The following is a 26,874-nucleotide window of genomic DNA, read 5'->3' as shown; positions in this document are numbered from 1 at the left end:
GTTCCACGGGCCCGGGGCTCCTCCATGAATAGGCCGTCCACGAGTTGGCCGCCGGCTACTCGAACGCACCCAGATGATCTGTGGGAGTCGGCCATGGAGCACCACCGACAAGTCCACAACACGTGGTACCGGGCCCTCCAAAGTCGGCACGGGCCGGTCCGTTGGCCCACGGCACAGGCTTTGGCCGCGTACCTTGCCGACGCTAGGGTGAGGCGCCGTACTCGGCGGATCGCTTCCCTGAGGGAAGACCGCTTCCCTGAGGGAGGTGGGAATGGGGCTCATGGACGCGGACCACGCGGAGCTGGTCGTCGCGGCGCAGGCCGGTGACGATCGGGCGCGCGAGGAGCTGATCGCCGCGTACCTGCCGTTGGTCTACAACATCGTCGGGCGAGCGCTGAGCGGACACGCCGACGCCGACGACGTCGTCCAGGAGACCCTGCTGCGCGTGGTGCGCGACCTGCCCGCCCTGCGTGCCCCGGAGAGCTTCCGGTCCTGGCTGGTGTCGATCACGCTCCGCCAGATCAACACCCACTGGCACCGGCAACGCACCTTCGCCGACCGGACCACGGTCATCGACGAGGCACGCCAGATACCGGACGCCGGGGCCGAACCCGAGGACGTCACCATCCTGCGTCTGCATCTCTCGGACGAGCGCCGGCAGGCCGTCGAAGCCGGCCGGTGGCTCGACGAGGACCAACGGGCGCTGCTGTCGCTGTGGTGGCAAGAACGCGCCGGCTCGCTGAGCCGTGACGACATCGCCGCCGCGACGGGACTCACCGTCGCCCACGTCGGAGTACGCCTGCAGCGTATGCGCGAGCAGTTGGAACTGAGCCGGGCGATCGTCGCCGCGCTGGAGGCCGACCCGCGCTGTCCGCGGCTGAACGAGACCGTCGTCGGCTGGGACGGTCTCCCCGCATCGGTGTGGCGCAAGCGGATCGCGCGGCACACCCGCGGCTGCCCGGTGTGCATGGCGACGACGACAGAACGGGTTCCGGCCGAACTACTGCTCCTCAGCCTCGCGCCGCTGGCCGTCCCTGCCGGGCTCGTCGCCGCGCTGGCCGCCAAGGGCCTGCTGTCGGGTACGGCCGCGAGCGCCGCCGGGCTGGCCACGGCACACGCCGCCGTCGGCACCGCGACGGCGACCGCGGGAGGCAGTCTGCACAGTGCGCTGATCGGCAAACTCAGCGCGGTGACCGCTCATCCGCTGGTGAGCCTCGCCACCGGCGCGGTGCTCATCGCCGGGACCGCCACCTACGCGACCTGGCCCGAACCGGCGCATCGGGAGCCCGGGGTCATCGCCACTCCTACGGTCGGCAACCCCACGGTCGGCACTCCCACGCCGATCCCGTCGCGCACCACCACGTCGGCCGAACCGTCCCCGGTGAGTCCGTCCGCCTCCGCAGGCACTGTTCCGCTGGGCGCACAGTCGCTGGAGTCCGTGGACCAGCCCGCCCTGTACCTCACGTACACCGGCGACTTCGCGACGCTCGGCCGAGTCTCCGCGTCCAGCAGCGCGCGGACACGCCAGCGGGTCACCTTCACGGTCATCGGCGGGCTGGCCGACACACGGTGCGTCACCTTCCGCGCCGCCGACGGCCGGTATCTGCGCCATCGTGACCTGCGGCTGCGGCTGAGCACCGACGACGGCAGCGAGCTGTTCCGTGAAGACGCCACCTTCTGTCCGCGCCCGGGGGCGGTCGCCGGGTCGGTGACCCTGCACGCGCACAACTATCCGGGATCGGTCATCCGCCACCGCGACGGTGGCGTCTGGCTCGATGGGTCCGACGGCACTCGGGCCTTCGCCGGCCAGGCTTCCTTCATCCTGCGCAGGTCCTGGGCCTGAGAACCGCTCCTTGAGCATGTGATCCAGCTTCGGTCCGTATTCATGGACGGCTGCCGCCATTCCGAAAACCTTCACCGGTGATCAGGGCGGCGTGCCCATTCCACAGCGACGACCAGACCGCGGGGCTCGGCATAACGCTTTCTGCCCGCGAGATGCATCACTGAGCAATCGTCCGGACGGCGCGACTTTTCCGTTACGAGACGGCGAGCGCGGAAGCCTCCATTGCATGGGGTGCTCTTCCCGCCGCTCACCAAGACGGGCAGGCGTGGCGGGTTCCCCGACATCCCCCTTTGACGTATCCCCGGAAGAAAGCCCCTCCCATGACGCGACACGCCCCCACGATCACGGCACCCAGGGTGACCCGCGACCCCCGAGGAGAATCATGAAGGGCCTGCACCGGCTCAGCCGGCGTCGCCGAACAGTGACGGTAGGACTGTCGGCCGCGGCGGTGGTGGCCGGTGTCGTGACGCTCCTCCCCAGCTCCGCCGGAGCCGCGAACCTGGGTACGCAGGCGGCCCCCTCGGGCAGGTACTTCGGCACCGCTGTGGCCGCCGGCAGGCTCGGCGACCCGGCGTACACCGCGATCGCCGACCGGGAGTTCAACATGATCACCCCGGAGAACGAGATGAAGTGGGACGCCGTCCAGCCGTCCCGCGGCACCTTCAACTTCGGCCCCGCCGACCGGATCGTCGACCGTGCGAAGGCGAACGGCCAGCGCGTGCGCGGCCACACCGCGGTCTGGCACTCGCAGCTCCCGGCCTGGGTCGGCTCGATCGGCGACTCGAACACGCTGCGCAGCGTGATGAACCGCCACATCACCACCACGATGACCCACTTCAAGGGCAAGATCTACGCGTGGGACGTGGTCAACGAGGCGTTCGCCGACGGCCCCGGCGGCCAGCTCCGCAGCTCGGTGTTCCAGAAGGTCCTGGGCAACGGCTTCATCGAGGAAGCGTTCCGCACCGCCCGTACGGCCGACTCCTCGGCCAAGCTCTGTTACAACGACTACAACATCGAGAACTGGTCGGACGCCAAGACCCAGGGCGTCTACAGAATGGTCAAGGACTTCAAGTCCCGCGGCGTTCCCATCGACTGCGTCGGGCTCCAGAGCCACTTCGGAGCGGGCGGCCCGCCGGCGAGCTTCAAGACCACCCTGGCCAACTTCGCCGCCCTGGGCGTCGATGTCCAGATCACCGAGCTCGACATCGCCCAGGCATCGCCCACCCACTACGCCGACGCGGTCAAAGCCTGTCTGTCCGTGGCTCGTTGCACCGGCATCACGGTGTGGGGCGTTCGTGACAGCGACTCCTGGCGCAGCGGCGAAAGCCCGCTGCTGTTCGACAACAACGGCAAGCCCAAGCCCGCGTACGCCGCCGTCATGAGTGCACTCAGCTCCGGCCCGGGTACCACCCCGACCAAGCCGGCCGACGGTACTGGTACCGGTACCAGTACGGGAGAGATCAAGGGCGTGGCCTCCGGCCGCTGCATCGACATCCCCGCCTCCACCACCGCCAACGGCACCCAGGCGCAGCTGTGGGACTGTAGCGGCCAGGCCAACCAGCGCTGGACCCACACCGCCGGCAAGCAGCTGAAGATCCACGGCGACAAGTGCCTGGACGCCAAGAGCAAGGGCACCACCAACGGCACCGCGGTGGTCATCTGGGACTGCAACGGCGGCACCAACCAGCAGTGGAACATCAACACCAACGGCACGATCACCGGCGTCCAGTCCGGGCTGTGCCTCGACGCCGTCGGCGCGGCCACCGCCAACGGCACCAAGATCCAGCTGCACGCCTGTGGGGGCGTCGGCAACCAGAAGTGGACCGCACCGTCCGGATCGGGCGGCGGCACGTGCGCGCTTCCGTCGACGTACAAGTGGAGTTCGACGGGTGCCCTGGCGCAGCCTGCGAACGGGTGGGCCTCGCTGAAGGACTTCACCAACGTGGTGCTGGGCGGCAAGCACCTGGTCTACGGGTCGAACTTCAACGGATCGACGTACGGCTCGATGACGTTCAGTCCCTTCGCCAACTGGTCGGACATGGCGTCCGCCGGACAGAAGGCGATGAGCCAGCCCGCGGTCGCGCCCACGCTGTTCTACTTCGCGCCCAAGAAGATCTGGGTCCTCGCGTACCAGTGGGGCCAGTGGCCCTTCATCTACCGCACGTCGAGCGACCCCACCAACCCCGACGGCTGGTCCGCGCCGCAGCCGCTGTTCACCGGCAGCATCCCGCGCACCGACTCCCCCACCGGCCCGATCGACCAGACCCTGATCGCCGACGACCAGAACATGTACCTGTTCTTCGCCGGTGACAACGGCAAGATCTACCGGGCGAGCATGCCGATCGGGAACTTCCCGGGCAGCTTCGGCTCTTCGTACACGACGGTCATGAGCGACACGGAGGCCAAGCTGTTCGAGGCCCCCCAGGTCTACAAGGTCCAGGGCCGGCAGCAGTACCTCATGATCGTCGAGGCGAAGGGTGCGCAGGGGCGCTACTTCCGCTCGTTCACGGCCTCCAGCCTGAGCGGTTCGTGGACCCCGCAGGCCGGCAGCGAGAGCAGCCCCTTCGCGGGCAAGGCGAACAGCGGTGCCACCTGGACCAACGACATCAGCCACGGTGACCTGGTCCGTGACAATCCCGACCAGACCATGACGATCGACCCCTGCAACCTTCGGTTCCTCTACCAGGGCAAGTCCCCCACCGCGGGCGGTCCCTACGACCGGCTGCCGTACCGGCCGGGTGTCCTCACCCTGCAGCGCTGACTGCCCGATCCACGGTGATACGCAAGGAGAAACAACCCCCCATGAAGAACCCCACGAACGGTGGGCGCCGCGGGCGTCACCGCCGTCGCTGGACCGCGACAGGACTGCTGCTCGGAGCGCCCGCTCTCGTCGTGCCGTATCTCCTGTTCGTGCAGGATGATTCGCAGGCCGCGACGGTCGACGGCAATGCCTACTACCGGCTGGTCTCCGTACGCAGCGGCAAGGTGCTGGACGTCAACGCCTTCTCCACCGCCGACGGCACCCGTATCCAGCAGTGGACCGACCAGAACACCGCCAACCAGCAGTGGAAGCTGCGACCCGCCGGCGACGGCTACTACGAACTGGTGAACCGCAACAGCGGCAAAGTGCTGGGCATAGCAGGCGATTCGACCGCACGGGCGGCTGCCGCCGAGCAGCAGACCGACAGCTCCTCCGCCTCTCAGGAGTGGCGGATCGACGAGGTGAGCGGTTCCGACGCCGTCACCTTCACCTCCCGCAGGAGCGGCCAGGTCCTGGACGTCTCCGGAGGCTCCACGGCCGACGGCGCGGCGGTCATCCAGTACGGCGGCCATGGCAGCACCAACCAGCAGTGGAAGCTGGTGAAGACGTCCGAGGCCGCGGCCACCGGGACCGGACCGTACGCGTGGAAGAACGCCCAGGTGGTGGGCGGCGGTTACGTCACCGGGCTGGTGTTCAACCCGCGTGCGAAGGGCCTGCTGTACGCGCGTACCGACATGGGCGGCGCCTACCGCTGGGACGCCGCGGCCGAGCAGTGGATCCCGCTGACCGACTGGGTCGGCGAGAAGGACTGGAACCTGCTGGGCATCGATTCGCTGGCCACCGACCCCGTCGACCCCGACCGGCTCTACCTCGGGGCGGGCACCTACACCAACAGCTGGGCGGGCAACGGCGCGATCCTGCGCTCCACCGACCGTGGCCGCACCTTCAAGCGCACCGATCTGCCCTTCAAGCTGGGCGCCAACGAGGACGGCCGCGGGGCGGGCGAACGGCTGGTGATCGACCCCGCGAACAACGGCACCCTGCTGCTTGGCACCCGTAAGAACGGCCTGTGGCGCAGCACCGACCACGGCGCGACATGGAGTCAGGTCTCCTCGTTCCCCGTCAAGGACGGGGCGGGCAGTGGTGCGGGCATCTCCTTCGTGACGTACGGCCCGGCCGGCAGCAGGACGATCTACGTCGGCGTCGCCGACAGGTCCACCTCCCTCTACCGCTCCACCGACGGCGGCAGCACCTGGCAGGCCGTCTCCGGGCAGCCCGCCGGCCAGATGCCGCAGCACGGCGTGCTCTCCGGTGACGGCTCGCTGTACCTGACGTACACCAACAATCTCGGACCCAACGGCGTGACGGCGGGTTCGGTGTGGAAGTACACGCCGGGCAGCGGGGCGTGGAAGAACATCTCCCCGTCCCAGGGAAGTTACGGCTTCTCCGGTCTGGCCGTCGACCCGCAGAAGCCGTCCACGGTGATGGTCACCACCCTCGGCCGCTGGTGGCCCGAGGACGAGATCTACCGGACCACCGACGGCGGTTCGAGCTGGAAGGCACTGGCCGACAAGTCGGTGCGGGAAGCCTCCGGCGCTCCTTACGTCGGCACTCACACCGGGCACTGGATGACCGCCCTGGCCATCGACCCCTTCGACTCCGGGCACGTGCTGTACGGCACCGGCAACGGCATCCTGCGCAGCAAGGACGCCCATGCCTCCGACAGCGGCGGCACCAGCCACTGGAGCATGGGCGCCCGAGGGCTGGAGGAGACCGCGCTGATGGACGCGATCGCCCCTCCCGGCGGCGCCACCGTCATCACCTCCATGGGCGACCAGGGCGGCTTCCGGCACGACGACCTGACCAAGGTGCCCTCCGGGCGGCTGAACAACCCGATGATGACCAACAGCACCGACATCGACTTCGCCCAGTCCAACCCCTCGGTGATGGTCCGTGTCGGCCGGGGCGGCGCGCAGGACGGCGCCTACTCCACCGACGGTGGCATCAGCTGGAACGGCTTCAGGGCGGAGCCGGTGACCGGCGCCCAGGACGGGCGTGTCGCGCTCGCGGCGGACGGCTCGACCATCGTCTGGACCCAGGCCGGCCAGGCCCCGTACCGCTCGACCGACAAGGGAGCGAGCTGGTCGAGGGTCAGCGGCCTGGGCACCGACGCCGTGGTCGTCACTGACCGCTCCTCGGCCAGGACCTTCTACTCCCTGTCCGGCGGCACGCTCCACGCCAGCACCGACGGCGGCGCGACCTTCACCGCCCGCGCCGGCAACCTGCCCACCGGCCGGCTCACGGCCGTCCCCGGCATCGCCGGTGACCTGTGGATCGCCGGCGCTGACAAGGGGCTGCTGCACTCCACCGACGGCGGCCGCACCTTCACCACGCTCACGACGGTGCAGTCCGCCTCCGCCCTCGGCTTCGGCAAGGCCGCACCCGGCGCCTCCTACCAGGCCCTGTACCTGATCGGCACCGTCAAGGAGGTCACCGGCGTCTTCCGCTCCACCGACAAGGGCGCCACCTGGCTCCGCGTCAACGACGACGCCCACCAGTGGGGCAGCATCGGCGGCGTCGGCGTCATCACCGGCGACCCCGACACCTACGGCCGCGTCTACGTCGGCACCAACGGACGCGGCCTCCAGTACGGCGACCCGTCCTGACCCCGACGCCGGAGCGGGGCCGCAGGCACAACAGCCTGCGGCCCCGCCATGGCTGAGGGAAGACGCCTCCCCGCCCCCTCGACGGGACGCCGTGCCACGACGTGCCGGTAGGGGCGGTGAACAGCGGTCAGCAAGGGGCCCTACGAAGCATCCAAGACGAGGCCATCCGCGCACGTTCCTGCAGGTCAGGCGCAATGCGCACGCCCAGGTGCCGGGTGATTCCCAAGCTTGTGGCGCGGGTTCGATTCCCGTCATCCGCTCGTGAACGAAGCCCCAGGTCAGCGACCTGGGGCTTGTTTGTTGGCAGGCCAGTCTCGCCGTTCGTACACCCTTCAGCCCCGCGAGATGGGGCACGCGGAGGGTATGGGCACTGCGTTGTCTCGCCGGAGGTGTCGCATGAGTACTCTGACCTGCCCTTACGGCGGCGTTACCGCCACTGCGGCCGGGTAGAAGCTCTGAGCCGGGTGTTACCTGTACCGGAATCACGGGGCCGCCTCGCCCTCTTGCGGAATAATCAAGGTATGGCAGCCACGCCCAGCGTTCCCGAGCTCCGCCGCACCAGATTCGCCAGGCGGCTTCCCGCCAAGCTCTCGGAGCTCGGCGGCCCCGCCCACGGCCACGTCGACCTTCCGCTGCATCTCGCGTGGTCCGGCCTGTCTCGGTTCGACCTGGACCAGCCCCGATTGCGGATGAGCTGCTATCGGATCGTGCTGGCCGAGGGGCAGCACGATGACCTGGTCCATTACCTGAACCGGGAACTGCTCGTCGCCATGTGGCCCGTCCTGCGCACACTGATCAGCCGGGACATCCGCGATGTGTGGGAGGACGCCTTCAACGAACTGACGCCCGACGCCCAGGCTGCTGCGTGAATCTCACGGAACTGCACCGGCGGCTCCTCGCGGATGTCCTCGCCGTGGGCGATATCTACCCGCTCGTGCTCACGGGTGGCTACGCCGTCCAGGCACATGGCCTGGTCGACCGGCTCAGCAAGGACCTCGATGTTGCCACCGAGAACCCGGAACCGATGGAGAAGATCGCCGCCACCGTGCGCGCCGGGCTGGAACAACGCGGCTGGCAGGTACGAGCGTTGGAAACCGACCCGCTGTCCGCGCGGCTGATCGTCACCGACACCTCCACCGGCGAGGAGTGCGAGGTCGATGTCCTCAAGGAAGCACTCTGGCGTCCGCCTGTGAGGACTCAGCACGGCTTGGTGCTTTCCCTGGAGGACGTGGTCGGCACGAAGGTTCGCGCGCTGGCAGACCGGGGCCTGGCGCGTGACCTGATCGACGTCCGAGCGGCAACGGATCGCTGGAGTCACATCGAGCTCGAAGAGCTCGGCCGCCGCCACGCCCGTGACAGCTTCGACCTCTCCGACCTTCAGGCCCGGCTCGCCGGCGCGGACTGGATCGATGACACCGAATTCGCGGCCTACGGACTCGACGACCAGCAGACCATCGAGCTGCGCCGGTGGGCTCAGGAGTGGGCCGATGACATCGCCGAGAGACTCCAGGAAGCGGAAAGCCCACCCGACGACTGATCACCGGGCATCCGACACGCGGAGGAAGCGCCGTATCTCCGAGGAAGCTGGTCGTGCCCCATCCGTGCCCTTCGAGGCGGTGAACAGCGGTCACCATGGGTATCGCCGAGCCAGCGAGAAGCGCCACCAAAGGAGCCGTTTCCGCAGGTCAGGCAGGGGTGCCCAAGCTGGGCCTCGGTGATTCCCAAGCTTGTAGCGCGGGTTCGATTCCCGTCATCCGCTCGTGAGCGAAGGCCCTGGTCGGAGACCAGGGCCTTCGTTGTTGTCCGGGGCTCCCGGGCGTCACGCGCCGGGGGCGGCCGGGAGCGGTCAGAACTCCAGTACCTCGCGGTCGAGCGGGTACCGGGCGCGGTGGGGGCCGTCGTACGGCGAGGGCGTGATCGGGAGGACGCCGGTCGGCTGGGTGCCCAGGTTGTCGTCCCAGAGGCGGGGTTCGACCTGGCCGACGACGCGGAACTTCCGGAAGGTGAACGGCGGGCTGTCGGTCGGGAAGAACTCGGGCGTGGTCATCACCTGGAAGTGCAGGTGCGGCGTGGTCGAGTTGCCGCTGTTGCCGATCAGGCCGAGGACCCGGCCGGGTTCGACGTGGTCGCCTTCCCGGACCCTGAGCGAGCCGGGCTTCAGGTGGGCGTAGAGCAGAAAGCGGCCCGGCCCGACCTCCACGGTGACGTGGTTGCCGACGGTCTCCTCGATCGGCGGGACCGGCGGGGTGACGGGCGGCGTGTTGTCCGGGATCCCGTCCTGGACCTCCACGACCCTGCCGCCGGCCGCCGCCACGACCGGCTGCCGGTAGCTCAGGTAGCTGGTGAGCCGGGCGGCGTCGCCTTCCCAGGTCTGTCCCTGCTCGCCGACCCGGTACCAGTCGATCGCGAAGCGCTGCGGTACGTAGAAGCGCCCGTTGATCGGGCCGAGGCCGCGGCGGTGGTGGGTGTTGCCGCAGCACGACTCGCTGGAGTACCAGGTGCCGGGACGGACCGGCGCGTCCAGGTTCAGCGGCGCGGCGCGGTCGGTCGGGGTGACCTGGACCGTCTCCTCGAACGCGGAGGAGCCGGAGGCGGTGACGACAGCACCCGAGAGGTGGTGTTCGAGGGCCTTGGGCACCCGCTGATCGCGATCAAGGATCAGGTCGAGCCAGATGACCCACTGCTGGGAGCCCGGGATGACGGTCGGCGTCGGCCCCGGGGGCGCCGGCGTGTACCCGTCCGCACCCGGCAGGGGGTCACCCACCGGGTTGGCGGCATCGGCCAGCGCCTGCCCGCTCAGCGAGCCCACCACCCGGTGCGTGCGGGCGTCCCGGACCTCGACCCGGTCGAGCCGCACCTTTGCGCTGCTGGACAGTGCGTTCGTGGTGAGCAGTTCGTACGAGAGGTGCGTCTTGCCGTCCGTGGCCCGGAACGGCGCCGGTTCGGTCATCACGGCCGCCGTCAACGGCGTGAACTGGGGGCCGGGCGCCGGCGTGGTCGGGCCGGTCCCGTATCCGGGTGCCGTCGAAGCCGTCAGCATGCCGACCGCGAGCACGGCGGCGGCGAGCCCGCGACGTAGCGGGGTGCGGCCGGTGCGGTTGCGAGGGTGGCGCTCTGCCATGGTGCTCTTCCAGTGGTCGGGTCCGGGCCCGTGAAGGGCACCGGCACGCCCCGCGCCGAGGCGCAGGCCCATGTAATCCGGCCGAGCGGCGCTCCCGGCGGACGGCGCCGGAGTCGGGTACCGAACTACACCCGTCCAGCCGCACCGGACCGCCGGGCCTCGCCTCGCGGAAGCTTCGGGCCGCTGTCGAGCGCCAAGTTCCTCTCGGAGGCGCGCACGAGTCATCGAGTTGGGCAGCGGTCCGCTCGGGATGACCACGGACGCGTCAATCCGCGCCGCCCACCAGCGGCGCAAGGTACCTGGTGCCGCCACTGGGCGACGAGGGCTACATCAAGGTCGAGGCGCCCTCCACCCGTACGAACCTGCCCGGAGTCTTCGCCGCCGGCGACGTCGACCACACCTACCGCCAAGCCATCACCGCCGCCGCCGGCGGCTGCCAAGCCGCACTGGACACCGAACGCCACCTGGCAGCACCGGCGCACAGGGTCGCCGCGTCGGTCACCGTCCGACACTCTGAATGAATACCTGTGTTCGCGGCCTGAGATTTTAACGACCACCGCGGAGAGGGTTTTTACCATCGACACACAGGGCGAAATATTCGACGCACACGGACCACGGTGACCGTGCTACTGTCGAACTCAGTTGCAGTTGTGGTACCCAAAAAGCTTCAAGCGCCTCCGGCCGGTCACGCGCCGCACGGAAGCGCTTTTTCCGGTCATTTTCCGGGCAGGGCATCATCGCGGCGACACGGCGTCCGTACGGTACGGACGCCGGCGTACTGCCCCAAGGAGATATGACATGGCTACTGGCACCGTGAAGTGGTTCAACGCGGAAAAGGGTTTCGGCTTCATCGAGCAGGACGGTGGCGGTCCTGACGTGTTCGCCCACTACTCGAACATCGCCGCCCAGGGCTTCCGCGAGCTCCAGGAGGGCCAGAAGGTCTCCTTCGACATCGCGCAGGGCCAGAAGGGCCCGACGGCCGAGAACATCGTTCCCGCCTGACGCTGACGCGTAATACGTAGCTGGGGCCCGCATCCCTCGGGGTGCGGGCCCCAGCTGCGTGCATTTCGCAGAGTCCTCACACGCACCTGCGTCTCTCATACTTCTTTCACGCCCGCTTGTGCCGACAATTTCTCGTCCTGAGCCAAGCCGCCTGCTTTCGCATTTCCTTCGGCCCGTGCCTGTGATTACCCATGCCGCTTCTCCGCGCGGGAATTCCTCGATACGCGCCGTATCAAAGGAAGGTTCTGAATGAACCCCACACGCACGAACAGCCGTTCCTCCCGCACCCGCCGCAACGGCGGCCACACGTACGACTCCTCCGCCGGAACAGGCCGGGGAGGTCGCTTCGGTTCGTCCGCGCCGAGCCGTTCGGGAGGTCCGAGCCGTTCGGGAGGTCCGAGCCGGTCGGGCGGTTCCGGCCGGCGGCCCGCCCCGGTGCAAGGGGAGTTCGCCCTGCCGAAGACGATCACTCCGGCGCTGCCCGCCGTCGAGGCGTTCGCCGATCTCGACATGCCGAAGACCCTGCTGGCCGCGCTCACGGCTCAGGGCGTGTCCGTGCCGTTCCCGATCCAGGGGGCGACACTGCCGAACTCCCTGGCGGGCCGTGACGTCCTCGGCCGCGGCCGGACCGGCTCCGGCAAGACCCTCGCCTTCGGCCTGGCCCTGCTGGCCCGCACCGCCGGACAGCTCGCCGAGTCCCGTCAGCCGCTCGCGCTCGTCCTGGTCCCCACCCGGGAACTCGCGCAGCAGGTCACGGACGCCCTCACCCCCTACGCCCGCGCCGTGAAGCTGCGCCTGGCCACCGTCGTCGGCGGCATGCCGATCGGCCGGCAGGCGAACGCGCTGCGGAGCGGCGTCGAGGTCGTCGTGGCCACCCCCGGCCGCCTCAAGGACCTCATCGACCGCGGCGACTGCCGGCTGAACCAGGTCGCGATCACCGTCCTGGACGAGGCCGACCAGATGGCCGACATGGGCTTCATGCCGCAGGTCACCGCGCTCCTGAACCAGGTCCGCCCCGAGGGCCAGCGCATGCTGTTCTCCGCGACCCTGGACCGCAACGTCGACCTCCTGGTCCGCCGCTACCTCACCGACCCCGTCGTCCACTCCGTGGACCCCTCCCAGGGGGCGGTCACCACGATGGAACACCACGTCCTGCACGTGCACGGCGCCGACAAGCAGCGGCTGACGACGGAGATCGCGGCGCGCGACGGCCGGGTGATCATGTTCCTGGACACCAAGCACGCCGTGGACCGACTCACCGAGGACCTCCTCGGCTGCGGTGTCCGGGCCGCCGCCCTGCACGGCGGGAAGACCCAGCCGCAGCGCACCCGCACCCTCGCCCGGTTCAAGACCGGGCACGTCACCGTCCTCGTCGCCACGAACGTCGCGGCGCGCGGCATCCACGTCGACAACCTCGACCTCGTCGTCAACGTCGACCCGCCGACCGACCACAAGGACTACCTCCACCGCGGCGGCCGTACCGCGCGGGCCGGCGAGTCCGGCAGTGTCGTCACCCTGGTCACCGCCAACCAACGCCGCGACATGAACCGCCTCATGGCCGCCGCCGGCATCGTGCCCGAGACCACCCAGGTCCGCTCCGGCGAGGAGGCACTCACCCGGATCACCGGCGCGCGGACCCCCTCCGGGATCCCCGTGACGATCTCCGCGCCGCCCGCCGAACAGCGCAAGCGCGGCACGACCTCCCGCGGCCGGCGCGGCCCCGCCTCGGCCGCCCGGGGCGCCGGCGGCCGGCGTTCCGTTGGCGCGGCAGCCTGAGCGCCACGTGATCCGGAAGCTGACCCATCTCCGCAGGAGGCACGTTGTGACGCCGGTCCAGATGCAGCACTGCTCGACGCAGGCCACCCTCGCGCCCAGGACGGTGGTCGACGCCGTGGACCCGGCCGGACCACACGTCTGCGACGACATGACCGTCGAGGTGGCCCTGTCCGTCATGGCCGGGGCCCGTACCGGGCACTTGCTCGTCTGCGACAACGACGGTCAGTGCACCGGCCTGGTCACCCGGACCCAGCTCACCGCCGTCCGCGACAGCGCCGTCTACACGGACCGGCTCCAGCTGCGCGACCTCTCCGGCGACGGCGGGCCGCTCGCCTCGGCCACCGCCTTGACGATCGGGCGGGCGGTACGTCCCCGGATCGTCACCCCGTCCGTCGTGGGCGAGCAGGACGACGCCCAGGGCGCCCCCGCGCCCGCCCGCGGCCTCAACCCCCTCCAGCACGCCTCCGCGATGCTCGGCGCCCCGGCAGCGGCCTGACCGTGGCCCACGGGCGAACGTGAGCTGACACCCGGGCAGCCGAGAGGGCCCGACCGGCACCCGCCGGTCGGGCCCTCTCGCGTATCGGCGGACGGGCTTCCCTCGGGGCGCGAAGTCAGTGATCGGAGTAGCTGAAGTCGCCCATGGTCCAGGCGCTGACATTCGCGATCGAGATGCGGTACATCCCGCCCGTCTCCGGGATCCCCACCGTGCCCTGAAGAATCCGCGCCATGTGGAAGTGCAGATACTCGGGCGGTCCGTCCCTCCGTGTCGTAGCGGTGAAGGCGGCGGAGAACTCTCCCAGGCGGGCGGAGTCCGCCAGGACCTCCGAGACCCGCTGCCTCCATACCGCTTCGGGCGCCAGTCGGCCGGTGATGACAGCTCCACCGGTGACCACCGTCAGGGACATCTGATTGCTCTGCCCGGACTCCACCAGCGTGGCAATGTCAACGAGCAGCTCGTCAAGCTTCGACATGAGAGCCGATCCTATTCACGGGTCGTCCCCTCCTCCCCTCAACCGGTCGTGCCACTGGGCGAGAAGCGCCGTCACCGTCTTCCCACCAGAGGCACGCCGCGTGACCGAGGTCGCCATGGCGACCGGTTGACCATGTGCCGGCCGGAGCTCCGGTGGCGCTGTTGAGGTCGGGGGTGCACATGCGGGGGACGGTTCAGCAGGAGGTGGTTCCGTGCCGGGGTTGGTGGAGTTCGGCTTTGCCGAAGAGGAGGGCGTAGCCGGAGGGGAGTTGGCTGATGATGCGGTCGAGGAGTTCGGGTCCGGCGAGTTGGGATACGGCGGCGAGGACGGCGCCGATGTTCCAGCGGGCGCCGGCGGGTGTGCTGCCCGTGCGCTGGGCGAGGTCCTTGACGAACTCCCACCCGGTGAGGGGTGTGACGGCGGGGACCTGGGCGGTGAGGACGAGGGCGGCCTCGCCGGGGAGGCGTGCGGCGAGGTCGACGCGTTCGTCGCCGACGAGCTGTCGCCCCAGAGCGGCGAGCACTGACCGCACGGCTTCGTCGGCGCGTTCGAGGGTGGGGTAGGCGCCCTCGTAGCGCACACGCTCGAGCATCTGGGAGTAGGGCGCCGCGCTGGTGATGCTGCCGTGAGCGGCTGTTGTCGTGGTCTCGGTCTGAAGAGTCATGCCGGTGGAGATCGCCGTTCTCTTCGGGCCCGGCCCGTGGGACCGGGGGAGCGAACACGTTTCAGGGTTGCCGGCTCACCGGGGGTGGTGCGGCCGGCCGAAGAGGAGGTCGTAGCCGGGCGGGAGCTGCAGGAGTATCCGGGCGGTCAGTTCCTCGCCGGCCGCGTCGGCGGCGACGCTGAGGACGGCGCTGACGTCCCAGGCCGCTGTCCGTTCGGTGGCTCCTTCGATCCAGGCGGCCGTCGCGCGTACGAAGCGTTCCGGTGAGAGGGGCTCAGCGGCCTGGAGCGGGTTGAGGAGCACCAGGGCGAAGGTCTCCGGCAGGCGGGCAGCGAGTGCGGCCCGCACATCGCCGACCAGATGGGCGCCGAGCAGCGCCAGCACGGTGCGGGCGGCGCGTTCGGCCTCCTGTGGCGAGCTGTAGTCGCCGCGCTCCTGGACCTTGTCGAGGAAGCTCTGCCGTCGCGGTCTCATCACGGCCCCCTTGCGCGTACATGGACGCATACATGGATGCGGGGAGCGGAGGACGGAGGAGGGGGAAAGGCTTCCGCCCTCCACTCCCGGTCTTTCCTACGGTTCAGCCGCTGATCTGCCTGCGGTCGTCGCCCCGGCCGATGGTGATCTTGCGGGGCTTGGCGCGCTCGGCGATCGGGATGCGCAGCGTGAGCACGCCCGCCTCGTAGTCGGCCGTGATCTTCTCGGTGTCGAGGGTGTCGGCCAGCATCAGCTGCCGGGAGAAGACGCCGAGGGGCCGCTCGGACAGCTCCATCTGCACGTCGTCGGCCTTCGCGACGGGGCGGCGCTCGGCCTTGACCGTCAGCATGTTCCGCTCGACGTCGATGTCGATCGCGTCCGGCGCGACGCCGGGCAGGTCGAGGGCGATGACGTAGACGTCACCCTCACGGTAGGCGTCCATCGGCACCGCGGAAGGCCGTGACCAGGTGCCGGTCGTACCCAGCATCTGCTGGGCGAGACGGTCGAGCTCGCGGAACGGGTCGGTGCGCATCAACATCGCGAAACACCTCCAGTGGGATCAGGCAGTGACTGCCAATGCGCTTCATCTGCCTCCGTTGTAGCATGTCATCCGAACGACGACAAGCTGAATGTCAACGGATGGACGACATGACGAAGAGGGCGTGATCCTGTGACAGGAGCCGACCAACCGGTCACCTTTCCCGCGGCGCTCGCCGCCCTGGCCGCGATCGACGAAGCCGTACGGGCAGCCCGGTCCGCGACCACCCCCGACACGACACCTCACGGCTCCCCGGAGGAAGCACTCGCCGCCCTCCTCCTCCTGCGTGAGCTGCGCGAACAGCTCGCCGCATGGGAGCCCGGCTTCATCGAGGCCGCCCGCGACGCCGGCGCCAGCTGGGCCGATCTCGCCCATCCCCTCGGCGTCACCAGCCGACAGGCCGCCGAACGGCGCTACCTCCGCGTACGCCCCGGCAACCCCGGCACCACCGGAGAACAGCGCGTCCAGACCGTCCGCGACCGCCGGGCCGCCGACCGCACCATCACGGCCTGGGCCCGATCGAACGCCGCCGACCTGCGCCAACTCGCCGGACAGATCACCGCCCTCGACGCCCTGCCCACAGACACACAGGCCGACCTCTCCGCGGCCCTCGCGCACAGCGACCCCACCCTGCTCCTCGAACCACTCGCACGCACCCACGCCCACCTGACCCCTCTCCAACCCGAGCTGGCCAAGCGCGTCGACGACCTGACCCGCCGCACCGAAGACCTCCGCGACGAAAGCGACCAACGCCGCTCCCACACCCCGCAGCCCTGACCCGGAACCTCACAGCGGTCCTCCTCGCCCATCGCGAGCCCCGCCACCGCCCGACCCGCCTCCCCCGGGAAGACACCTCACAGGACGCCGCGATAACACTGCGATCCTTCGCGTCACCGTTCGAGGTCGATTACCTGTCCACCGGACACACGAAAATCTATGCCGGCCGGAGTAGACATTGGATGGTGGCGTGGCTATGGTTTCTCTCGTAGCCCAGAGAGACAGCAGGGCCCGGCAGAGATGAACTGCCGGGCAAGCGGTACCAGCAGTACAGGTGGTTGCAGTTCGCAGGACGGTGCGGCGGTGGAGTTCCGAAGCCAGGGATGTTGCAGGACGGCGACGGGACTGGCGGCCGGACCGGGTGGCCCGCAGTGATCAGGGGCCGCCGCAGCGGGACCGTGGTCATGGCAGATGCGGCACCCGTGAGTGCAGTGCGCAGTACCCCGTAAGTAGTTGATCACCGAGGAAGAACGGAGGAACCCGCGCCATCAGGATCGCCCGGGCGGAAGTCGTGAACCCGGGTACCGCAGGACATCGGTAGTGAGGTGGTCTCCGGTCAAGCAACCGCGATCCCCGCGCCCCCGACAGCAGTCAAGTCGGGTCCGCGGACACAGAACGCCGGCGCAGTATCAGGGCCGGCAGGTGGTGTAGTAGTTCCTTCGGGGCCCTGGTGCCAGTACGGCACCAGGGCCCCTCCATGCGTTTCCCAGAGAGGTGCAAATGACAGCAGATGACTCGTACGGCCGTCTCGACGACGACGACTACCCCGCCTACACCATGGGCAGGGCCGCCGAAATGCTCGGCACCACACAAGGATTCCTCCGCGCCATCGGCGAAGCCCGCCTCATCACCCCGTTGCGCTCGGAAGGCGGCCACCGCCGCTACTCCCGCTACCAGCTGCGCATCGCCGCCCGCGCCCGCGAACTGGTCGACCAGGGCACCCCCATCGAGGCCGCCTGCCGCATCATCGTCCTCGAAGACCAGCTCGAAGAGGCCCAGCGCATCAACGCCGAATACCGCCGCGACGCCACATCCGACGCGCCGCCGGACTCGGCTTGAGGTGAGTCCGCTCCCCGTCGGCATCAACCGACGGGTGCAACCCCGAGGCTTGGCGGCGGATTACTCACGAGCAGAAGCCCGCGCGAGGTCCGCCCCCCGGTCCCTGTACGCAGGGCGGGTCCGTACCTGGACGTGACTTCCGGGATGGGACAGCCCTAACGTGGAGAGACAGGGAACAGACCTGGGGATGGCGTCATGCCCGTCAGCCTCGGATTCCCGGTCCTGGCCGCCGCGTCGGCCGGCGTGGCACCGCGGTCCGTCCGCACACCGCGGGCGCGCCAGGGACGCCGTCGGACACCGGCTCTGACCTGCGGCGCCCGCCCCGGCCGGCGGTTCGCTGTCAGTGGGGTCCGGCCCATGGAGGTGCCAGGCATGGAGCGCAGTCAGGACAGTGCGGCTCAGCCCAAGTCGCGGGGGCGGCGTGTGGCCGACAGTCGTGCGGTGGAGGTCGCGTCCAGGGTCGGGCTCTGTGCCCGGGGGGTGCTCTACGTACTGGTGGGGATTCTGGCCGTGCGGATCGGCCTCGGCAGCGACAGCGGCAAGGAGGCCGACCGGTCCGGCGCGGTGGGGACCCTCGGCGAGCAGCCGTTCGGCCGGGCTGTGTTGTGGGCGCTGGTGGTGGGGCTGGCTGCGATGGCGCTGTGGCGGCTGGCCGAGGCGGCGTTCGGACAGACGGTGGAGGGCGGCGACAAGTGGAGCCGGCGTCTGGGCTCCTTGGGGATGGCGGTGTTCTACACGGTGATCTGTATCGGCGTAGTGCAGACGGCGCTGGTCGGCGGATCCGCCGGCGGCCGCCCCAGTGACGAGACGTCCAAGGAGTACACCGCCAGGGTGCTGGACTGGCCGGGCGGCCGGGTGATCGTCGGCGTGTTCGGGGCCGTCCTGATCACCGTGGGCGCGGTGGTACTGGTGCGCAGCCTGATGCGGAAGTTCGAGGAGAATCTCCGGACGGAAGAGATGCGCCCGGCGACGCGGCGGGTCGTCGCGATACTGGGCATCGTCGGCGGCGCGGCGTGCGGCGTGGTCGCGGCCGGGGCCGGCCTGTCCGTCCTGTTGGCCGCGGTGCGGTACGACCCCAGCCAGGCGAAGGGCCTGGACGAGACGTTGCGTTCGTTCGCCGCCACGCCCGCGGGGCCTGCCCTGTTGATCGCCGCCGCTGTGGGTCTCGTGCTGTTCGGCCTCTACTCGTTCTGCGAAGCCCGCTGGCGCAAAGCCGCTGTGCACCGGACCACCGCTGAACAGCCGGCCGGGTCTGCGGGCTCGGGGGCACGCCCCAGTGCGTCCTAGCAAGGGGAACTCGTCCGGCGGCGTGGGCCGTTCATCTCTGTTCGGGCGGTTGCGCCGCACGTCCCGCCGTGTGCGTGCCGGGCGCCGATGGACACAGGTGAGCGATCTCGACCTGTGGCAGCGTTCGCTGGGCTTCGCGGCGCTCGGGTTCCTCACACTGGTACCCCTGCTGATCGTCGTGTCCGCGGCGGATCCGACAAGCGGACGGGGATTCGCGCAGTGGCTCGGAGATGGCCTCGGCGTCTCGGAGGCCGCCAAGGGGGACATCGAGCGGCTGTTCGCTCTGCCGGGCCAGACGTTGCGGACCATGACGGCGTTCGGCCTCGCGGTGCTCGCCGTTTTCGGGATGTCGTTCGGGGCGACAGTGCAGAGCGGCTACGAGAAGGTGTGGGATCTGCCCCCGGCCCGCGGTTGGGCCAGGTGGCGGCATGTGGTGTGGCTCGCCGTCCTCATCGGAGTCCTCTTCCTGTCCGCGGTCACGCCGCTGTGGCGCGCAGCTCCCGCCCGCGGGGTGATCACGGTGCTGAGTGGCGTCCTGTTCTTCTGGTGGTCCCAGCGGATGCTGCTCGGTGGCCGGGTCCCCTGGCGTGCCCTGCTGCCGGGGGCGGTGACCACCATGGCCGGGCTCCTCGGCCTCCGAGCCTTCTCCCGGCTCGTCTTCTCACCGCTGATCGCGTCCAACGCCGTCACCTACGGCCCGATCGGTACCGTCCTGGTCATCCAGTCCTGGCTGGTCGGGGTCGGCGTCGTCTTCTTCGGCGGCGCACTGGCCGGCCGTCTCCTCCACGAAAAACTCCCCGGCGTGGCACGTGCCCTGAAAAGGCGAGGATGAAGGTCTGCCCTCCTGATCTGCCGCACGGGCAGGTGGAGCGCAGACGATCGGCCACAGCGGCTCGCTTCGGGGGCGACCTGGGCCTTCTTCGTTGTGCGCATTCGCGCTCTCGAAGAGGCACTTGGCCGGTGGCTGCTGCCGGTCAGGCGTGGCGGGCGACCTTGGTCGCTGAGATCAGCAGGATGACCGCGAGTGCGGGGATGAGGACCAGGTCGGGGATGACCCCGAGCAGGAGTCCGCCGAGGAGCGCACCGGCGATCGAGCCCGTGGCCATGAGTCCGGCGAAGCGCAGGTTGGCGCGGAGGACGGCGAAGCTGCCGTCGCGGCTGTAGCGGGCGAACGCGACGAGCATCGTGGGGAGGGACACCAGCAGGGACAGGCTTCCCGCCAGCTTGATGTCCGCTCCGTACAGCAGGACGATCGTGGGGATCAGCAGCTCGCCGCCCGCGACGCCCATGATCGCGGCGACCACCCCGATGCCGAACCCGGCGGCCACTCCGGCCACCACCTGGACGACGGTCGGCAGGGCGAGCGATCCCACGGCGGTGGTGTGCGTGACGACGAGGGCGGCAGCCATGCCGACCATGAGGATCGCGAGGACCTTGTAGAGGGTGGCGGACCGCATCCGCACGGCCCACGAGGCTCCCGCCCATGCGCCGAGCAGACTCCCGGCCAGCAGGTTGACCGCGATCGACCAGTGGGCGCCGAGCTCGCCGAAGGAGACGGCGGCCAGGCGCGCGGGCAACGCGGTGACCACGACGACCAAGCTCATCGCCTTGTTCAGGATGACGGCCGACAGCGCCGCGAAGCCGAACATCCCGATCAGGAGCGGGAGTCGGAACTCCGCGCCGCCCAGACCGATCATCCCGCCCAGCACACCCACCAGAGCGCCGGCGCCGAAGCCCAGCGGTGCCGAGCGCAGCCGAGCGGATGCCACGAGTTCGGTGTCAGTCATACGGGCAGTCTGACGTCCCCCGGAAGGCCGTACACAGTGGACGATCGCACCAGGGATTCGGGGGCTGTTCGGCACACTGCTCGGCCGGCGGGCTCTTACCTGCTCCCGCCGCTCCCGCCGCACCGGCTCGCCGGCGCGGTCACGCCGTACCAGCTGGGTAGGTACGGTCGAAGAACTGGTCGGCCGATCCGGTCACCATGAGCCGATGACCGGCGCGTCGGGTTCGTACCGCCGCCACGCCTCGCTGAGGCGCGTGAGCCTGCCCGCCGCGGCGATGCCGCGGAGGGACGCGACCTTCCCCTCACGGAGTTCGAACGCCACGGCGCCCACGACCCGGTGGTCGAGCACGGCGAGGACCGCCGGGGAGCCGTTGACCCATGCGAAATGGAACGTGGGTGAGCCGCCTGCCAGCCGCCGCTTCGCCTCCGTCGGCTTGAAGCCGGCCCGCACGTGCGAGGCAACCTGCTCGGGCGTCTTGTACCGCAGCAGCCGCTTGGCCAGCCCTGCGCCGTCCGAGAGTGCCATCACGTCGTCGGTGAGCAGCGCCACCAGCCGTTCGGTGCGCCCCGACGCGGCGGCGGCGAGGAACTCCTCGACGACCCGACGCGCGGACGCGGGGTCGGCCTCACCGCCTCGGCGGCGCTCGGCCGCGACCCGGATCCGGGCCCGGTGGGCATGCTGCTGGCTCGCCGATTCGGTGATGTCGAGGATCGCGGCGATCTCCGCGTGGCTGTACGAGAAGGCCTCGCGCAGGACGTAGACGGCCCGCTCGACCGGCGAGAGGCGCTCCATCAGGGTCAGCACGGCCAAGGAAACCGATTCGCGCTGCTCGAAGGTGTCGGCCGGGCCGAGCATCGGGTCGCCCTCCAGGAGCGGCTCGGGCAGCCAAGCGCCGGCCGCTCGCTCGTGACGCACCTGTGCCGAGCGGAGCCGGTCGAGGCACAGGTTGGTGACGACCTTGGTCAGCCACGCTTCCGGCACGTCGATCCGTTCCCGGTCGGCGGCCTGCCAGCGCAGGAACGCGTCCTGAACGGCGTCCTCGGCGTCGGAGGCCGAGCCGAGCAGACGGTACGCGAGCGAGGCCAGCCGGTTCCGGCTGGCCTCGAACCGGCTGGTGTCGAACCGATCGCTGGCGGTGATGTCCACGCGGACCACCCTAGGCGGCTACGCGGCCGCCCTGTCGGCCCGGGCATCCGACGCGTACGGGCTCGCGTTCGGGATCGCGGACGGGCTCGCGTTCGGGGTCGCGGACGGGCTCGCGTACGAGGTCGCGCCCTCGGCGGACGCATCCGGCGCGGCGCCGAGGTGGCGCCTGCGCGTGGGCAGGCAGAAGGTCGGGTGCGAGCTGGCCCACAGCGACATCTTGAGGATGCCCGCCTTGATCCGCGCGACCTTCCGGCCGCTCAGGTACTTCGGCTTCGCCCGTCCTTCGTGGTCGACCATCTGCAGGATCCCGTCCTGCCGGCCGAGGCTGATGTGGTTGGCCACGTAGTCCAGCTTGACGTGCCCGATCTTGCTGCCGGTCAGGCGTCCCACGATGGCCTTCACGGCCTGCATGCCGGTGGAACCGGCCGAAGCGCAGGACATCGGCAGCGGCAGGCCGTTGGCACCGATGGCATGGACGCTGTCTCCGGCGGCGTAGACGTTCGGGTGCGAGAGCGAGCGCATGGTGCGGTCGACGAGTATCCGACCGCTCTCGGTGACCTCCAGCCCGGCAGCGGCGGCGATCGGGGCGACCGCGAAGCCTGCCGTCCAGACAGTGGCATCGGACGCCAGGGCCGTACCGTCGGCGAGCAGTACCCGCGTCGCTTCGACGGCTTCGACGCCGGTGTGCTCCAGGACGGTGATGCCCAGCCGGTCGCAGGCCAGACGCAGGTGGCCGCGGGCTCCGGCGGAGAGCCGGGCGCCCAACTCGCCACGAGCGACCAGCGCCACCGACAGGCCGGGCCGGGATTCGGCGATCTCGGTCGCGGTCTCGATGCCGGTCAGCCCGTCGCCGACGACCACCACACTCCCGCCCTCCCGCAGGCCGTCCAGACGCTCGCGCAGGCGCAGCGCCGAGGGCCGGGCGGCGACGTCGAAGGCGTGCTCAGCCGCGCCGGGCACGCTCCGGTCGTCACCGTGGCTGCCGAGCGCGTAGAGAAGCGTGTCGTAGCCGAGTTCCTCAGCGCCGTCCGCGCCGGCCACGGCGACGACCTGGCGCTCGGGGTCGATGGCGCTGACACGGGCCAGGCGCAGCCGTATCCCCGTGCCCGCGAAGATGTCGGCGAGCTTCGTGGTTCCCATCTCCTGGCCGGCCGCGAGCTGGTGCAGCCGCAGCCGCTCGACGAAGTCCGGCACAGCGTTGACCACGGTGATCTCGATGTCGGCCGGGGACAGTCGGCGGGCCAGGTTCCCAGCCACGTAGGACCCGGCATAGCCGGCGCCGAGGACGACGATGCGGTGCTTCATGTGATGCTCCTGTCGGTTCGCTCCGCTGGGCTCTCGGTGACTTGAGCGGGACAGCGACCCGATTCCTGACAGGCGGCATGTGTGACGCGGGTCACACTTCGGCAGGTGTCAGCCGGTCGGTCGGAAGCGGGTCAGGGCCCGTCCGCCGAGGGTGGTCGCGATCAGCCCCACCAACAGGCCGACATAGGCCCCGCCCAGGCCGTTGCCGGTGCCGAGGCCGCCGGAGGCGGTGGCCGCGACGAGGCCACCGAGAACCATGGCGATCAACCCCGCCGACAGGGCGACGACGGCCCCGGGGCGCCAAGCACGACGGAGGGCCCGCCAGCCGGCGACCACTCCGATCAGCCCGAGGACTGCGGCCGTGGTGGCGCCCGCCCGCCCGGCGCTCACGTGGAAGACACTGGCGGCGACCGGCTGGACCTCGGCAAGCGCGTATCGGACGGACATGGCGTACTCCTTCTCCTCCTGCGACGGAATGTCCTCCGAGCATGTCCGCCGGACCCACCTCCGGTCGTCCGACGGACGCGGACACTTCGCGCTGCCACGGAAGCGGCAGACACCGCGGATGTACCGCGCGCGCGGTAGCCGGCCCCTCGTCCTTGGGACGGACTCGGCAGAGGCGGTACGTGGGTAGGTTGCGCGCATGAGCAGCACAGCACGGTCCGGCCTGCGAGCCGATGGACGAGCGGCCGTCACGGACGGCGCGATCGCCATCGGCGTGGCCGCCGCGTTGCTGGTCACCGGCCTCTCCGGCCGGCACTCCACCACCGGCCTCGGCCCGGTCGACCTGCTCGGCTACGCGCTCCTCACGGCCGGCGGCCTCGTCCTCGTCGCGCGCCGCCGTGCCCCGATCGCCGTCCTGGCCGTCACCGGCCTGTGCGCCGTCGGGTACCAGGCGGCCGGCTTCGACGTGGCCGCCGTCGCCTACCTGTTCGCCGTGTACGCGGCCGTACGGGCCGGCCGCCGTACCCTCACGATCGCAGCGAGCGTCGCCATGCTCGCCGCCCTCCCTGTCGCCGCCCTGGTCTCGGGCACGCACGACATGAGTGAGGCGCTCGCGCAGTCCCGGGGCGCGCTGGAGATCGCCTGGCTGATCGCCGCCGGGGCCGCGGGCGAGGCGCTGCGGCAGGCCGAGCAGCGGGCGGACGAGGCCGAGCGCACCCGGGAGGAAACCGCACGGCGCCGTGCCGATGACGAGCGCCTGCGCATCGCGCGGGAACTGCACGATTCCCTCACTCACCAGATCTCGATCATCAAGGTGCAGGCGGACGTCGCCGTCCATGTGGCCCGCAGGCGGGGTGAGGACGTGCCGGAGGCCCTCTTGGCCATCCAGACGGCCGGACGTGAGGCGAGCCGGGAACTGCGCGCGACGCTGGAGGCGCTGCGCGACGACGACACGGCCCCGCCACGCGGCCTCGACGACATCCCGGACCTGGTGGAACAGGCTCGCGCGATCGGCCTGGACGCGACTCTGACGGTCGGGGGACAGCGACACGACGTACCGACCGCGGTGGACCGGACCGTCTACCGGATCGTGCAGGAGTCGCTCACCAACATCGCCCGTCACGCGCACGCCGCCACGGCGTCGGTCGGGATCGACTGGCGTCCGGACGCCGTCGCGATACGCGTCGACGACGACGGCAAGGCATCGCCTGGCACCTCCCCCACGGCCGGCTTCGGGCTGCTCGGCATGCGCGAGCGGGTCACCGCTCTCGGTGGCCGACTGCGCGCCGAACCACTCCCGGGCGGCGGATTCACCGTCCAGGCCGAACTCCCCGTGGAGCGGACGTCATGATCCGTGTCGTGCTGGTGGACGACCAGCCGCTCCTCCGCAGCGGATTCCGCGCCCTCCTCGACCTCGAGGACGACATCGAGGTGGTGGCCGAGGCCGGCGACGGACGAGAGGGCCTGGCCCTGGTCAGGGAACTCCTGCCCGACATCGCGCTCATCGACGTCCAGATGCCCGTCATGGACGGCATCGAGGCGACCCGGCACATCGCGGCGGACCCGGCCCTGGCCGGCGTGCGCGTCGTCATCCTCACCAACTACGGCTTCGACGAGTACGTCTTCGACGCACTTCGCGCGGGCGCGACCGGCTTCCTCGTCAAGGACATCGTGCCGGAGGACTTCCTCCACGCCGTACGCGTCGCCGCGCGCGGAGACGCCCTGCTCGCCCCGTCGATCACCCGCAAACTGATCAACCGGTACGTCGCCCAGCCACTCGACACCGGCGCCCGCACGGGTCTTGAGGAGCTGACGAACCGGGAACGCGAGGCCGTCACCCTGGTCGCGCAGGGCCTGTCCAACGACCAGATCGCCGACCGGATGGTGATCAGCCCGATGACCGCGAAGACCCACATCAACCGGTCCATGACCAAGCTCCACGCCCGCGACCGCGCCCAACTCGTGATCCTCGCCTACGAATCCGGCCTGGTGGTCCCCCGCAACGACGCCTGACGTCGGCTCCGACCAGGTACGGAGGGAGGGCGGGGATGAGTAGGTGTACTCAAGCGGCGTGACCCGCGCTCTTCGAGACTGACCCCAGAACGAACGGGCCCGGGTAGCGTACGCTTCCTCGTCCGCCGACGCCCAGGCTCCGCCGGGCTCGCCGGAGCCTAGGCCGTCTCAAGCACCCACGAGGGCCCGGGCCAGAGACCTGGGCCTCCGTCCGTCGGGCGCCTAGGATCGCGGCATGGCCTTGATCGCGAGTGACGTGGACCGGTTCGAGAGTGCCAGGCCCCGGCTGGAGGCCATCGCCTACCGGCTGCTCGGCTCGGCGAGCGAGGCCGAGGACGCCGTACAGGAAACGTTCCTGCGCTGGCAGGCGGCCGACGTCGGGCGGATCGAGGTGCCCGAGGCCTGGCTGACGAAGGTCCTCACCAACTGGTGCCTCAACGCGCTCACTTCCGCGCGCGCCCGGCGCGAGACGTACGTCGGGAGGTGGCTCCCCGAGCCGCTGCTCGCCGGGGACCCGATGCTCGGCCCCGCCGACACCGCCGAGCAGCGCGACTCCGTGTCGTACGCCGTCCTCGTGCTGCTGGAGCGCCTGTCGCCGGGCGAGCGGGCGGTGTACGTGCTGCGCGAGGCCTTCGACCACCCGCACCGGGAGATCGCCGAGATCCTGGAGATCACCGAGGCCGCCAGCCAGCAGACCTACCACCGGGCCAAGAAGCACATCGCGGACGGCAAGGCACGCACCGAGATCGACGAGGTCGCCGCCCGGAGGATCGTCGAGGAGTTCCTGGCCGCGGCGACCAGCGGCCGTACCGAACCCCTCGTACGGCTGCTCACCCAGGACGCCGTCTCGGTCGGCGACGGTGGTGGGAAGGTCCTGGCGCGCGCGAAGGCGTTCGAGGGCGCGCGCGCGGTCGCCACGTTCATGCGCGGCCTGTTCAAGCCCAGCCCGGCCAAGCGGGCCCATGTCGGCGGCGCGCCCGACATCTACGCCACGACCGCCAACGGCGGGCCCGCCATCGTGGCGGTCGTGGACGGCCGGGTCGTCGCGATCACCTGCCTGGAGGTCACCGCGGACGGCATCGCCGCGATCCGCAGCCAGGTCAACCCCGACAAGCTCGTCCGCGCCACCGAGCAGTGGGCCGCCTCGGACCACGGGGAGGGGCCGCTCCACACCCTCTGAGGGGGCGTGGAGCCTATGTGACGCGGGTCACATCAGGATCCTGTCAGGGATCGGTGGGCT

At 70.4% G+C, this 26,874-nt stretch carries 24 protein-coding genes and 1 pseudogene; 16 read left to right on the top strand and 9 right to left on the bottom strand.

What is annotated here, in order from left to right:
• The first annotated feature begins 271 nt into the window (after positions 1-271).
• The 5 genes from ACGFYP_RS09485 (at position 272) to ACGFYP_RS09465 (ending at position 8,807) form a co-directional block, all read left to right on the top strand.
• Positions 272-1,843, top strand: a complete 1,572-nt coding sequence (locus ACGFYP_RS09485; RefSeq protein WP_393488404.1) for a sigma-70 family RNA polymerase sigma factor — start codon at positions 272-274, stop codon at positions 1,841-1,843.
• A gap of 382 nt (positions 1,844-2,225) precedes the next feature.
• Entirely contained in the window at positions 2,226-4,604 is a 2,379-nt protein-coding gene (locus ACGFYP_RS09480) for a non-reducing end alpha-L-arabinofuranosidase family hydrolase (RefSeq protein ID WP_393488402.1), read from the top strand.
• Between the two features lie 41 nt (positions 4,605-4,645).
• Entirely contained in the window at positions 4,646-7,270 is a 2,625-nt protein-coding gene (locus ACGFYP_RS09475) for an RICIN domain-containing protein (RefSeq protein ID WP_393488400.1), read from the top strand.
• 521 nt (positions 7,271-7,791) lie between these two features.
• Positions 7,792-8,139, top strand: a complete 348-nt coding sequence (locus tag ACGFYP_RS09470) for a transcriptional regulator (protein WP_384525240.1) — start codon at positions 7,792-7,794, stop codon at positions 8,137-8,139.
• Positions 8,136-8,807 (top strand): nucleotidyl transferase AbiEii/AbiGii toxin family protein, encoded by a 672-nt coding sequence (locus tag ACGFYP_RS09465; protein WP_393488397.1) that lies wholly within the window; start codon positions 8,136-8,138, stop codon positions 8,805-8,807. The genes ACGFYP_RS09470 and ACGFYP_RS09465 overlap by 4 nt, the downstream gene beginning before the upstream one ends.
• Positions 8,808-9,116: 309 nt before the next feature.
• Here ACGFYP_RS09465 and ACGFYP_RS09460 read toward each other — a convergent pair whose 3' ends face one another.
• A complete protein-coding gene (locus ACGFYP_RS09460) occupies positions 9,117-10,391 on the bottom strand; it encodes a M23 family metallopeptidase (RefSeq protein ID WP_393488395.1) in 1,275 nt (424 codons plus the stop codon).
• A 311-nt stretch (positions 10,392-10,702) separates the two neighbouring features.
• Between ACGFYP_RS09460 and ACGFYP_RS09455 the strand changes: the two are divergent.
• From ACGFYP_RS09455 to ACGFYP_RS09440, 4 genes and pseudogenes are all read left to right on the top strand, one after another.
• Positions 10,703-10,912, top strand: a pseudogene (locus tag ACGFYP_RS09455) (thioredoxin-disulfide reductase); the annotation flags it as partial.
• Between the two features lie 277 nt (positions 10,913-11,189).
• A complete protein-coding gene (locus tag ACGFYP_RS09450) occupies positions 11,190-11,393 on the top strand; it encodes a cold-shock protein (RefSeq protein ID WP_030939356.1) in 204 nt (67 codons plus the stop codon).
• A 249-nt stretch (positions 11,394-11,642) separates the two neighbouring features.
• Positions 11,643-13,169 carry a DEAD/DEAH box helicase gene (locus ACGFYP_RS09445; RefSeq protein ID WP_393488388.1) on the top strand — a complete coding sequence of 509 codons (1,527 nt, stop codon included), beginning with the start codon at positions 11,643-11,645 and terminating at the stop codon, positions 13,167-13,169.
• 46 nt (positions 13,170-13,215) lie between these two features.
• Complete coding sequence (locus tag ACGFYP_RS09440; RefSeq protein WP_393488385.1) at positions 13,216-13,665, top strand: CBS domain-containing protein; 450 nt, start codon at positions 13,216-13,218, stop codon at positions 13,663-13,665.
• Positions 13,666-13,780: 115 nt separating this feature from the next.
• Here ACGFYP_RS09440 and ACGFYP_RS09435 read toward each other — a convergent pair whose 3' ends face one another.
• The 4 genes from ACGFYP_RS09435 to ACGFYP_RS09420 all read right to left on the bottom strand — a co-directional run bounded on the left by ACGFYP_RS09435 (position 13,781) and on the right by ACGFYP_RS09420 (position 15,816).
• The gene (locus tag ACGFYP_RS09435; RefSeq protein WP_393488382.1) at positions 13,781-14,140 is read right to left on the bottom strand and encodes a hypothetical protein; all 360 of its coding nucleotides are present in this window, start codon (positions 14,138-14,140) and stop codon (positions 13,781-13,783) included.
• Positions 14,141-14,333: 193 nt separating this feature from the next.
• A complete protein-coding gene (locus tag ACGFYP_RS09430) occupies positions 14,334-14,732 on the bottom strand; it encodes a DUF2267 domain-containing protein (RefSeq protein WP_393489168.1) in 399 nt (132 codons plus the stop codon).
• Between the two features lie 147 nt (positions 14,733-14,879).
• The gene (locus tag ACGFYP_RS09425; protein ID WP_393488379.1) at positions 14,880-15,278 is read right to left on the bottom strand and encodes a DUF2267 domain-containing protein; all 399 of its coding nucleotides are present in this window, start codon (positions 15,276-15,278) and stop codon (positions 14,880-14,882) included.
• 103 nt (positions 15,279-15,381) lie between these two features.
• A complete protein-coding gene (locus ACGFYP_RS09420) occupies positions 15,382-15,816 on the bottom strand; it encodes an Hsp20/alpha crystallin family protein (RefSeq protein WP_393488375.1) in 435 nt (144 codons plus the stop codon).
• A gap of 132 nt (positions 15,817-15,948) precedes the next feature.
• On the opposite strand from ACGFYP_RS09420, the gene ACGFYP_RS09415 reads away from it, so the two are divergent.
• The 4 genes from ACGFYP_RS09415 to ACGFYP_RS09400 all read left to right on the top strand — a co-directional run bounded on the left by ACGFYP_RS09415 (position 15,949) and on the right by ACGFYP_RS09400 (position 19,771).
• Positions 15,949-16,593 (top strand): type III effector protein, encoded by a 645-nt coding sequence (locus ACGFYP_RS09415; RefSeq protein WP_393488371.1) that lies wholly within the window; start codon positions 15,949-15,951, stop codon positions 16,591-16,593.
• Positions 16,594-17,313: 720 nt separating this feature from the next.
• The gene (locus ACGFYP_RS09410; protein ID WP_361968811.1) at positions 17,314-17,652 is read left to right on the top strand and encodes a MerR family transcriptional regulator; all 339 of its coding nucleotides are present in this window, start codon (positions 17,314-17,316) and stop codon (positions 17,650-17,652) included.
• Positions 17,653-18,024: 372 nt separating this feature from the next.
• Positions 18,025-18,939, top strand: a complete 915-nt coding sequence (locus tag ACGFYP_RS09405) for a DUF1206 domain-containing protein (protein ID WP_393488366.1) — start codon at positions 18,025-18,027, stop codon at positions 18,937-18,939.
• A 97-nt stretch (positions 18,940-19,036) separates the two neighbouring features.
• Entirely contained in the window at positions 19,037-19,771 is a 735-nt protein-coding gene (locus ACGFYP_RS09400; protein WP_393488363.1) for a YhjD/YihY/BrkB family envelope integrity protein, read from the top strand.
• Positions 19,772-19,913: 142 nt separating this feature from the next.
• Here the strand turns inward: ACGFYP_RS09400 and ACGFYP_RS09395 are convergent, their stop codons facing one another.
• From ACGFYP_RS09395 to ACGFYP_RS09380, 4 genes are all read right to left on the bottom strand, one after another.
• Positions 19,914-20,726 carry a sulfite exporter TauE/SafE family protein gene (locus tag ACGFYP_RS09395; RefSeq protein WP_393488361.1) on the bottom strand — a complete coding sequence of 271 codons (813 nt, stop codon included), beginning with the start codon at positions 20,724-20,726 and terminating at the stop codon, positions 19,914-19,916.
• 192 nt (positions 20,727-20,918) lie between these two features.
• Positions 20,919-21,872, bottom strand: coding sequence for a sigma-70 family RNA polymerase sigma factor (locus ACGFYP_RS09390; protein WP_393488358.1), 954 nt, complete (start codon positions 21,870-21,872; stop codon positions 20,919-20,921).
• Between the two features lie 18 nt (positions 21,873-21,890).
• Positions 21,891-23,177, bottom strand: coding sequence for an NAD(P)/FAD-dependent oxidoreductase (locus tag ACGFYP_RS09385; RefSeq protein ID WP_393488354.1), 1,287 nt, complete (start codon positions 23,175-23,177; stop codon positions 21,891-21,893).
• Positions 23,178-23,285: 108 nt separating this feature from the next.
• A complete protein-coding gene (locus ACGFYP_RS09380) occupies positions 23,286-23,624 on the bottom strand; it encodes a DUF6223 family protein (RefSeq protein WP_393488350.1) in 339 nt (112 codons plus the stop codon).
• Positions 23,625-23,820: 196 nt separating this feature from the next.
• On the opposite strand from ACGFYP_RS09380, the gene ACGFYP_RS09375 reads away from it, so the two are divergent.
• The 3 genes from ACGFYP_RS09375 to sigJ all read left to right on the top strand — a co-directional run bounded on the left by ACGFYP_RS09375 (position 23,821) and on the right by sigJ (position 26,814).
• The gene (locus ACGFYP_RS09375) at positions 23,821-24,972 is read left to right on the top strand and encodes a sensor histidine kinase (protein ID WP_393488347.1); all 1,152 of its coding nucleotides are present in this window, start codon (positions 23,821-23,823) and stop codon (positions 24,970-24,972) included.
• Positions 24,969-25,634: a response regulator gene (locus tag ACGFYP_RS09370; protein WP_393488344.1), complete on the top strand. Its 666-nt coding sequence runs from the start codon at positions 24,969-24,971 to the stop codon at positions 25,632-25,634. The genes ACGFYP_RS09375 and ACGFYP_RS09370 overlap by 4 nt, the downstream gene beginning before the upstream one ends.
• A 235-nt stretch (positions 25,635-25,869) precedes the next feature.
• On the top strand, positions 25,870-26,814 hold the full coding sequence (gene sigJ, locus ACGFYP_RS09365) for an RNA polymerase sigma factor SigJ (protein ID WP_393488342.1): 945 nt from the start codon (positions 25,870-25,872) through the stop codon (positions 26,812-26,814).
• The last annotated feature ends 60 nt before the right edge of the window (positions 26,815-26,874 follow it).

The sequence above is a fragment of the Streptomyces sp. NPDC048370 genome (assembly GCF_043200825.1).
Lineage (GTDB): Bacteria > Actinomycetota > Actinomycetes > Streptomycetales > Streptomycetaceae > Streptomyces.
This window is presented reverse-complemented; position numbering and strand designations above follow the sequence as displayed.

Coding starts and splice junctions, on each gene's coding strand:
- ACGFYP_RS09480 (WP_393488402.1), top strand. CDS start 2,226: ATGAAGGGCCTGCACCGGCTCAGCCGGCGTCGCCGAACAGTGACGGTA.
- ACGFYP_RS09475 (WP_393488400.1), top strand. CDS start 4,646: ATGAAGAACCCCACGAACGGTGGGCGCCGCGGGCGTCACCGCCGTCGC.
- ACGFYP_RS09385 (WP_393488354.1), bottom strand. CDS start 23,177: ATGAAGCACCGCATCGTCGTCCTCGGCGCCGGCTATGCCGGGTCCTAC.
- ACGFYP_RS09435 (WP_393488382.1), bottom strand. CDS start 14,140: ATGTCGAAGCTTGACGAGCTGCTCGTTGACATTGCCACGCTGGTGGAG.
- ACGFYP_RS09485 (WP_393488404.1), top strand. CDS start 272: ATGGGGCTCATGGACGCGGACCACGCGGAGCTGGTCGTCGCGGCGCAG.
- ACGFYP_RS09405 (WP_393488366.1), top strand. CDS start 18,025: ATGGAGCGCAGTCAGGACAGTGCGGCTCAGCCCAAGTCGCGGGGGCGG.
- ACGFYP_RS09445 (WP_393488388.1), top strand. CDS start 11,643: ATGAACCCCACACGCACGAACAGCCGTTCCTCCCGCACCCGCCGCAAC.
- ACGFYP_RS09370 (WP_393488344.1), top strand. CDS start 24,969: ATGATCCGTGTCGTGCTGGTGGACGACCAGCCGCTCCTCCGCAGCGGA.
- ACGFYP_RS09450 (WP_030939356.1), top strand. CDS start 11,190: ATGGCTACTGGCACCGTGAAGTGGTTCAACGCGGAAAAGGGTTTCGGC.
- ACGFYP_RS09420 (WP_393488375.1), bottom strand. CDS start 15,816: ATGTTGATGCGCACCGACCCGTTCCGCGAGCTCGACCGTCTCGCCCAG.
- ACGFYP_RS09425 (WP_393488379.1), bottom strand. CDS start 15,278: ATGAGACCGCGACGGCAGAGCTTCCTCGACAAGGTCCAGGAGCGCGGC.
- ACGFYP_RS09430 (WP_393489168.1), bottom strand. CDS start 14,732: ATGCTCGAGCGTGTGCGCTACGAGGGCGCCTACCCCACCCTCGAACGC.
- ACGFYP_RS09460 (WP_393488395.1), bottom strand. CDS start 10,391: ATGGCAGAGCGCCACCCTCGCAACCGCACCGGCCGCACCCCGCTACGT.
- ACGFYP_RS09375 (WP_393488347.1), top strand. CDS start 23,821: ATGAGCAGCACAGCACGGTCCGGCCTGCGAGCCGATGGACGAGCGGCC.
- ACGFYP_RS09470 (WP_384525240.1), top strand. CDS start 7,792: ATGGCAGCCACGCCCAGCGTTCCCGAGCTCCGCCGCACCAGATTCGCC.
- ACGFYP_RS09410 (WP_361968811.1), top strand. CDS start 17,314: ATGACAGCAGATGACTCGTACGGCCGTCTCGACGACGACGACTACCCC.
- ACGFYP_RS09380 (WP_393488350.1), bottom strand. CDS start 23,624: ATGTCCGTCCGATACGCGCTTGCCGAGGTCCAGCCGGTCGCCGCCAGT.
- ACGFYP_RS09395 (WP_393488361.1), bottom strand. CDS start 20,726: ATGACTGACACCGAACTCGTGGCATCCGCTCGGCTGCGCTCGGCACCG.
- sigJ (WP_393488342.1), top strand. CDS start 25,870: ATGGCCTTGATCGCGAGTGACGTGGACCGGTTCGAGAGTGCCAGGCCC.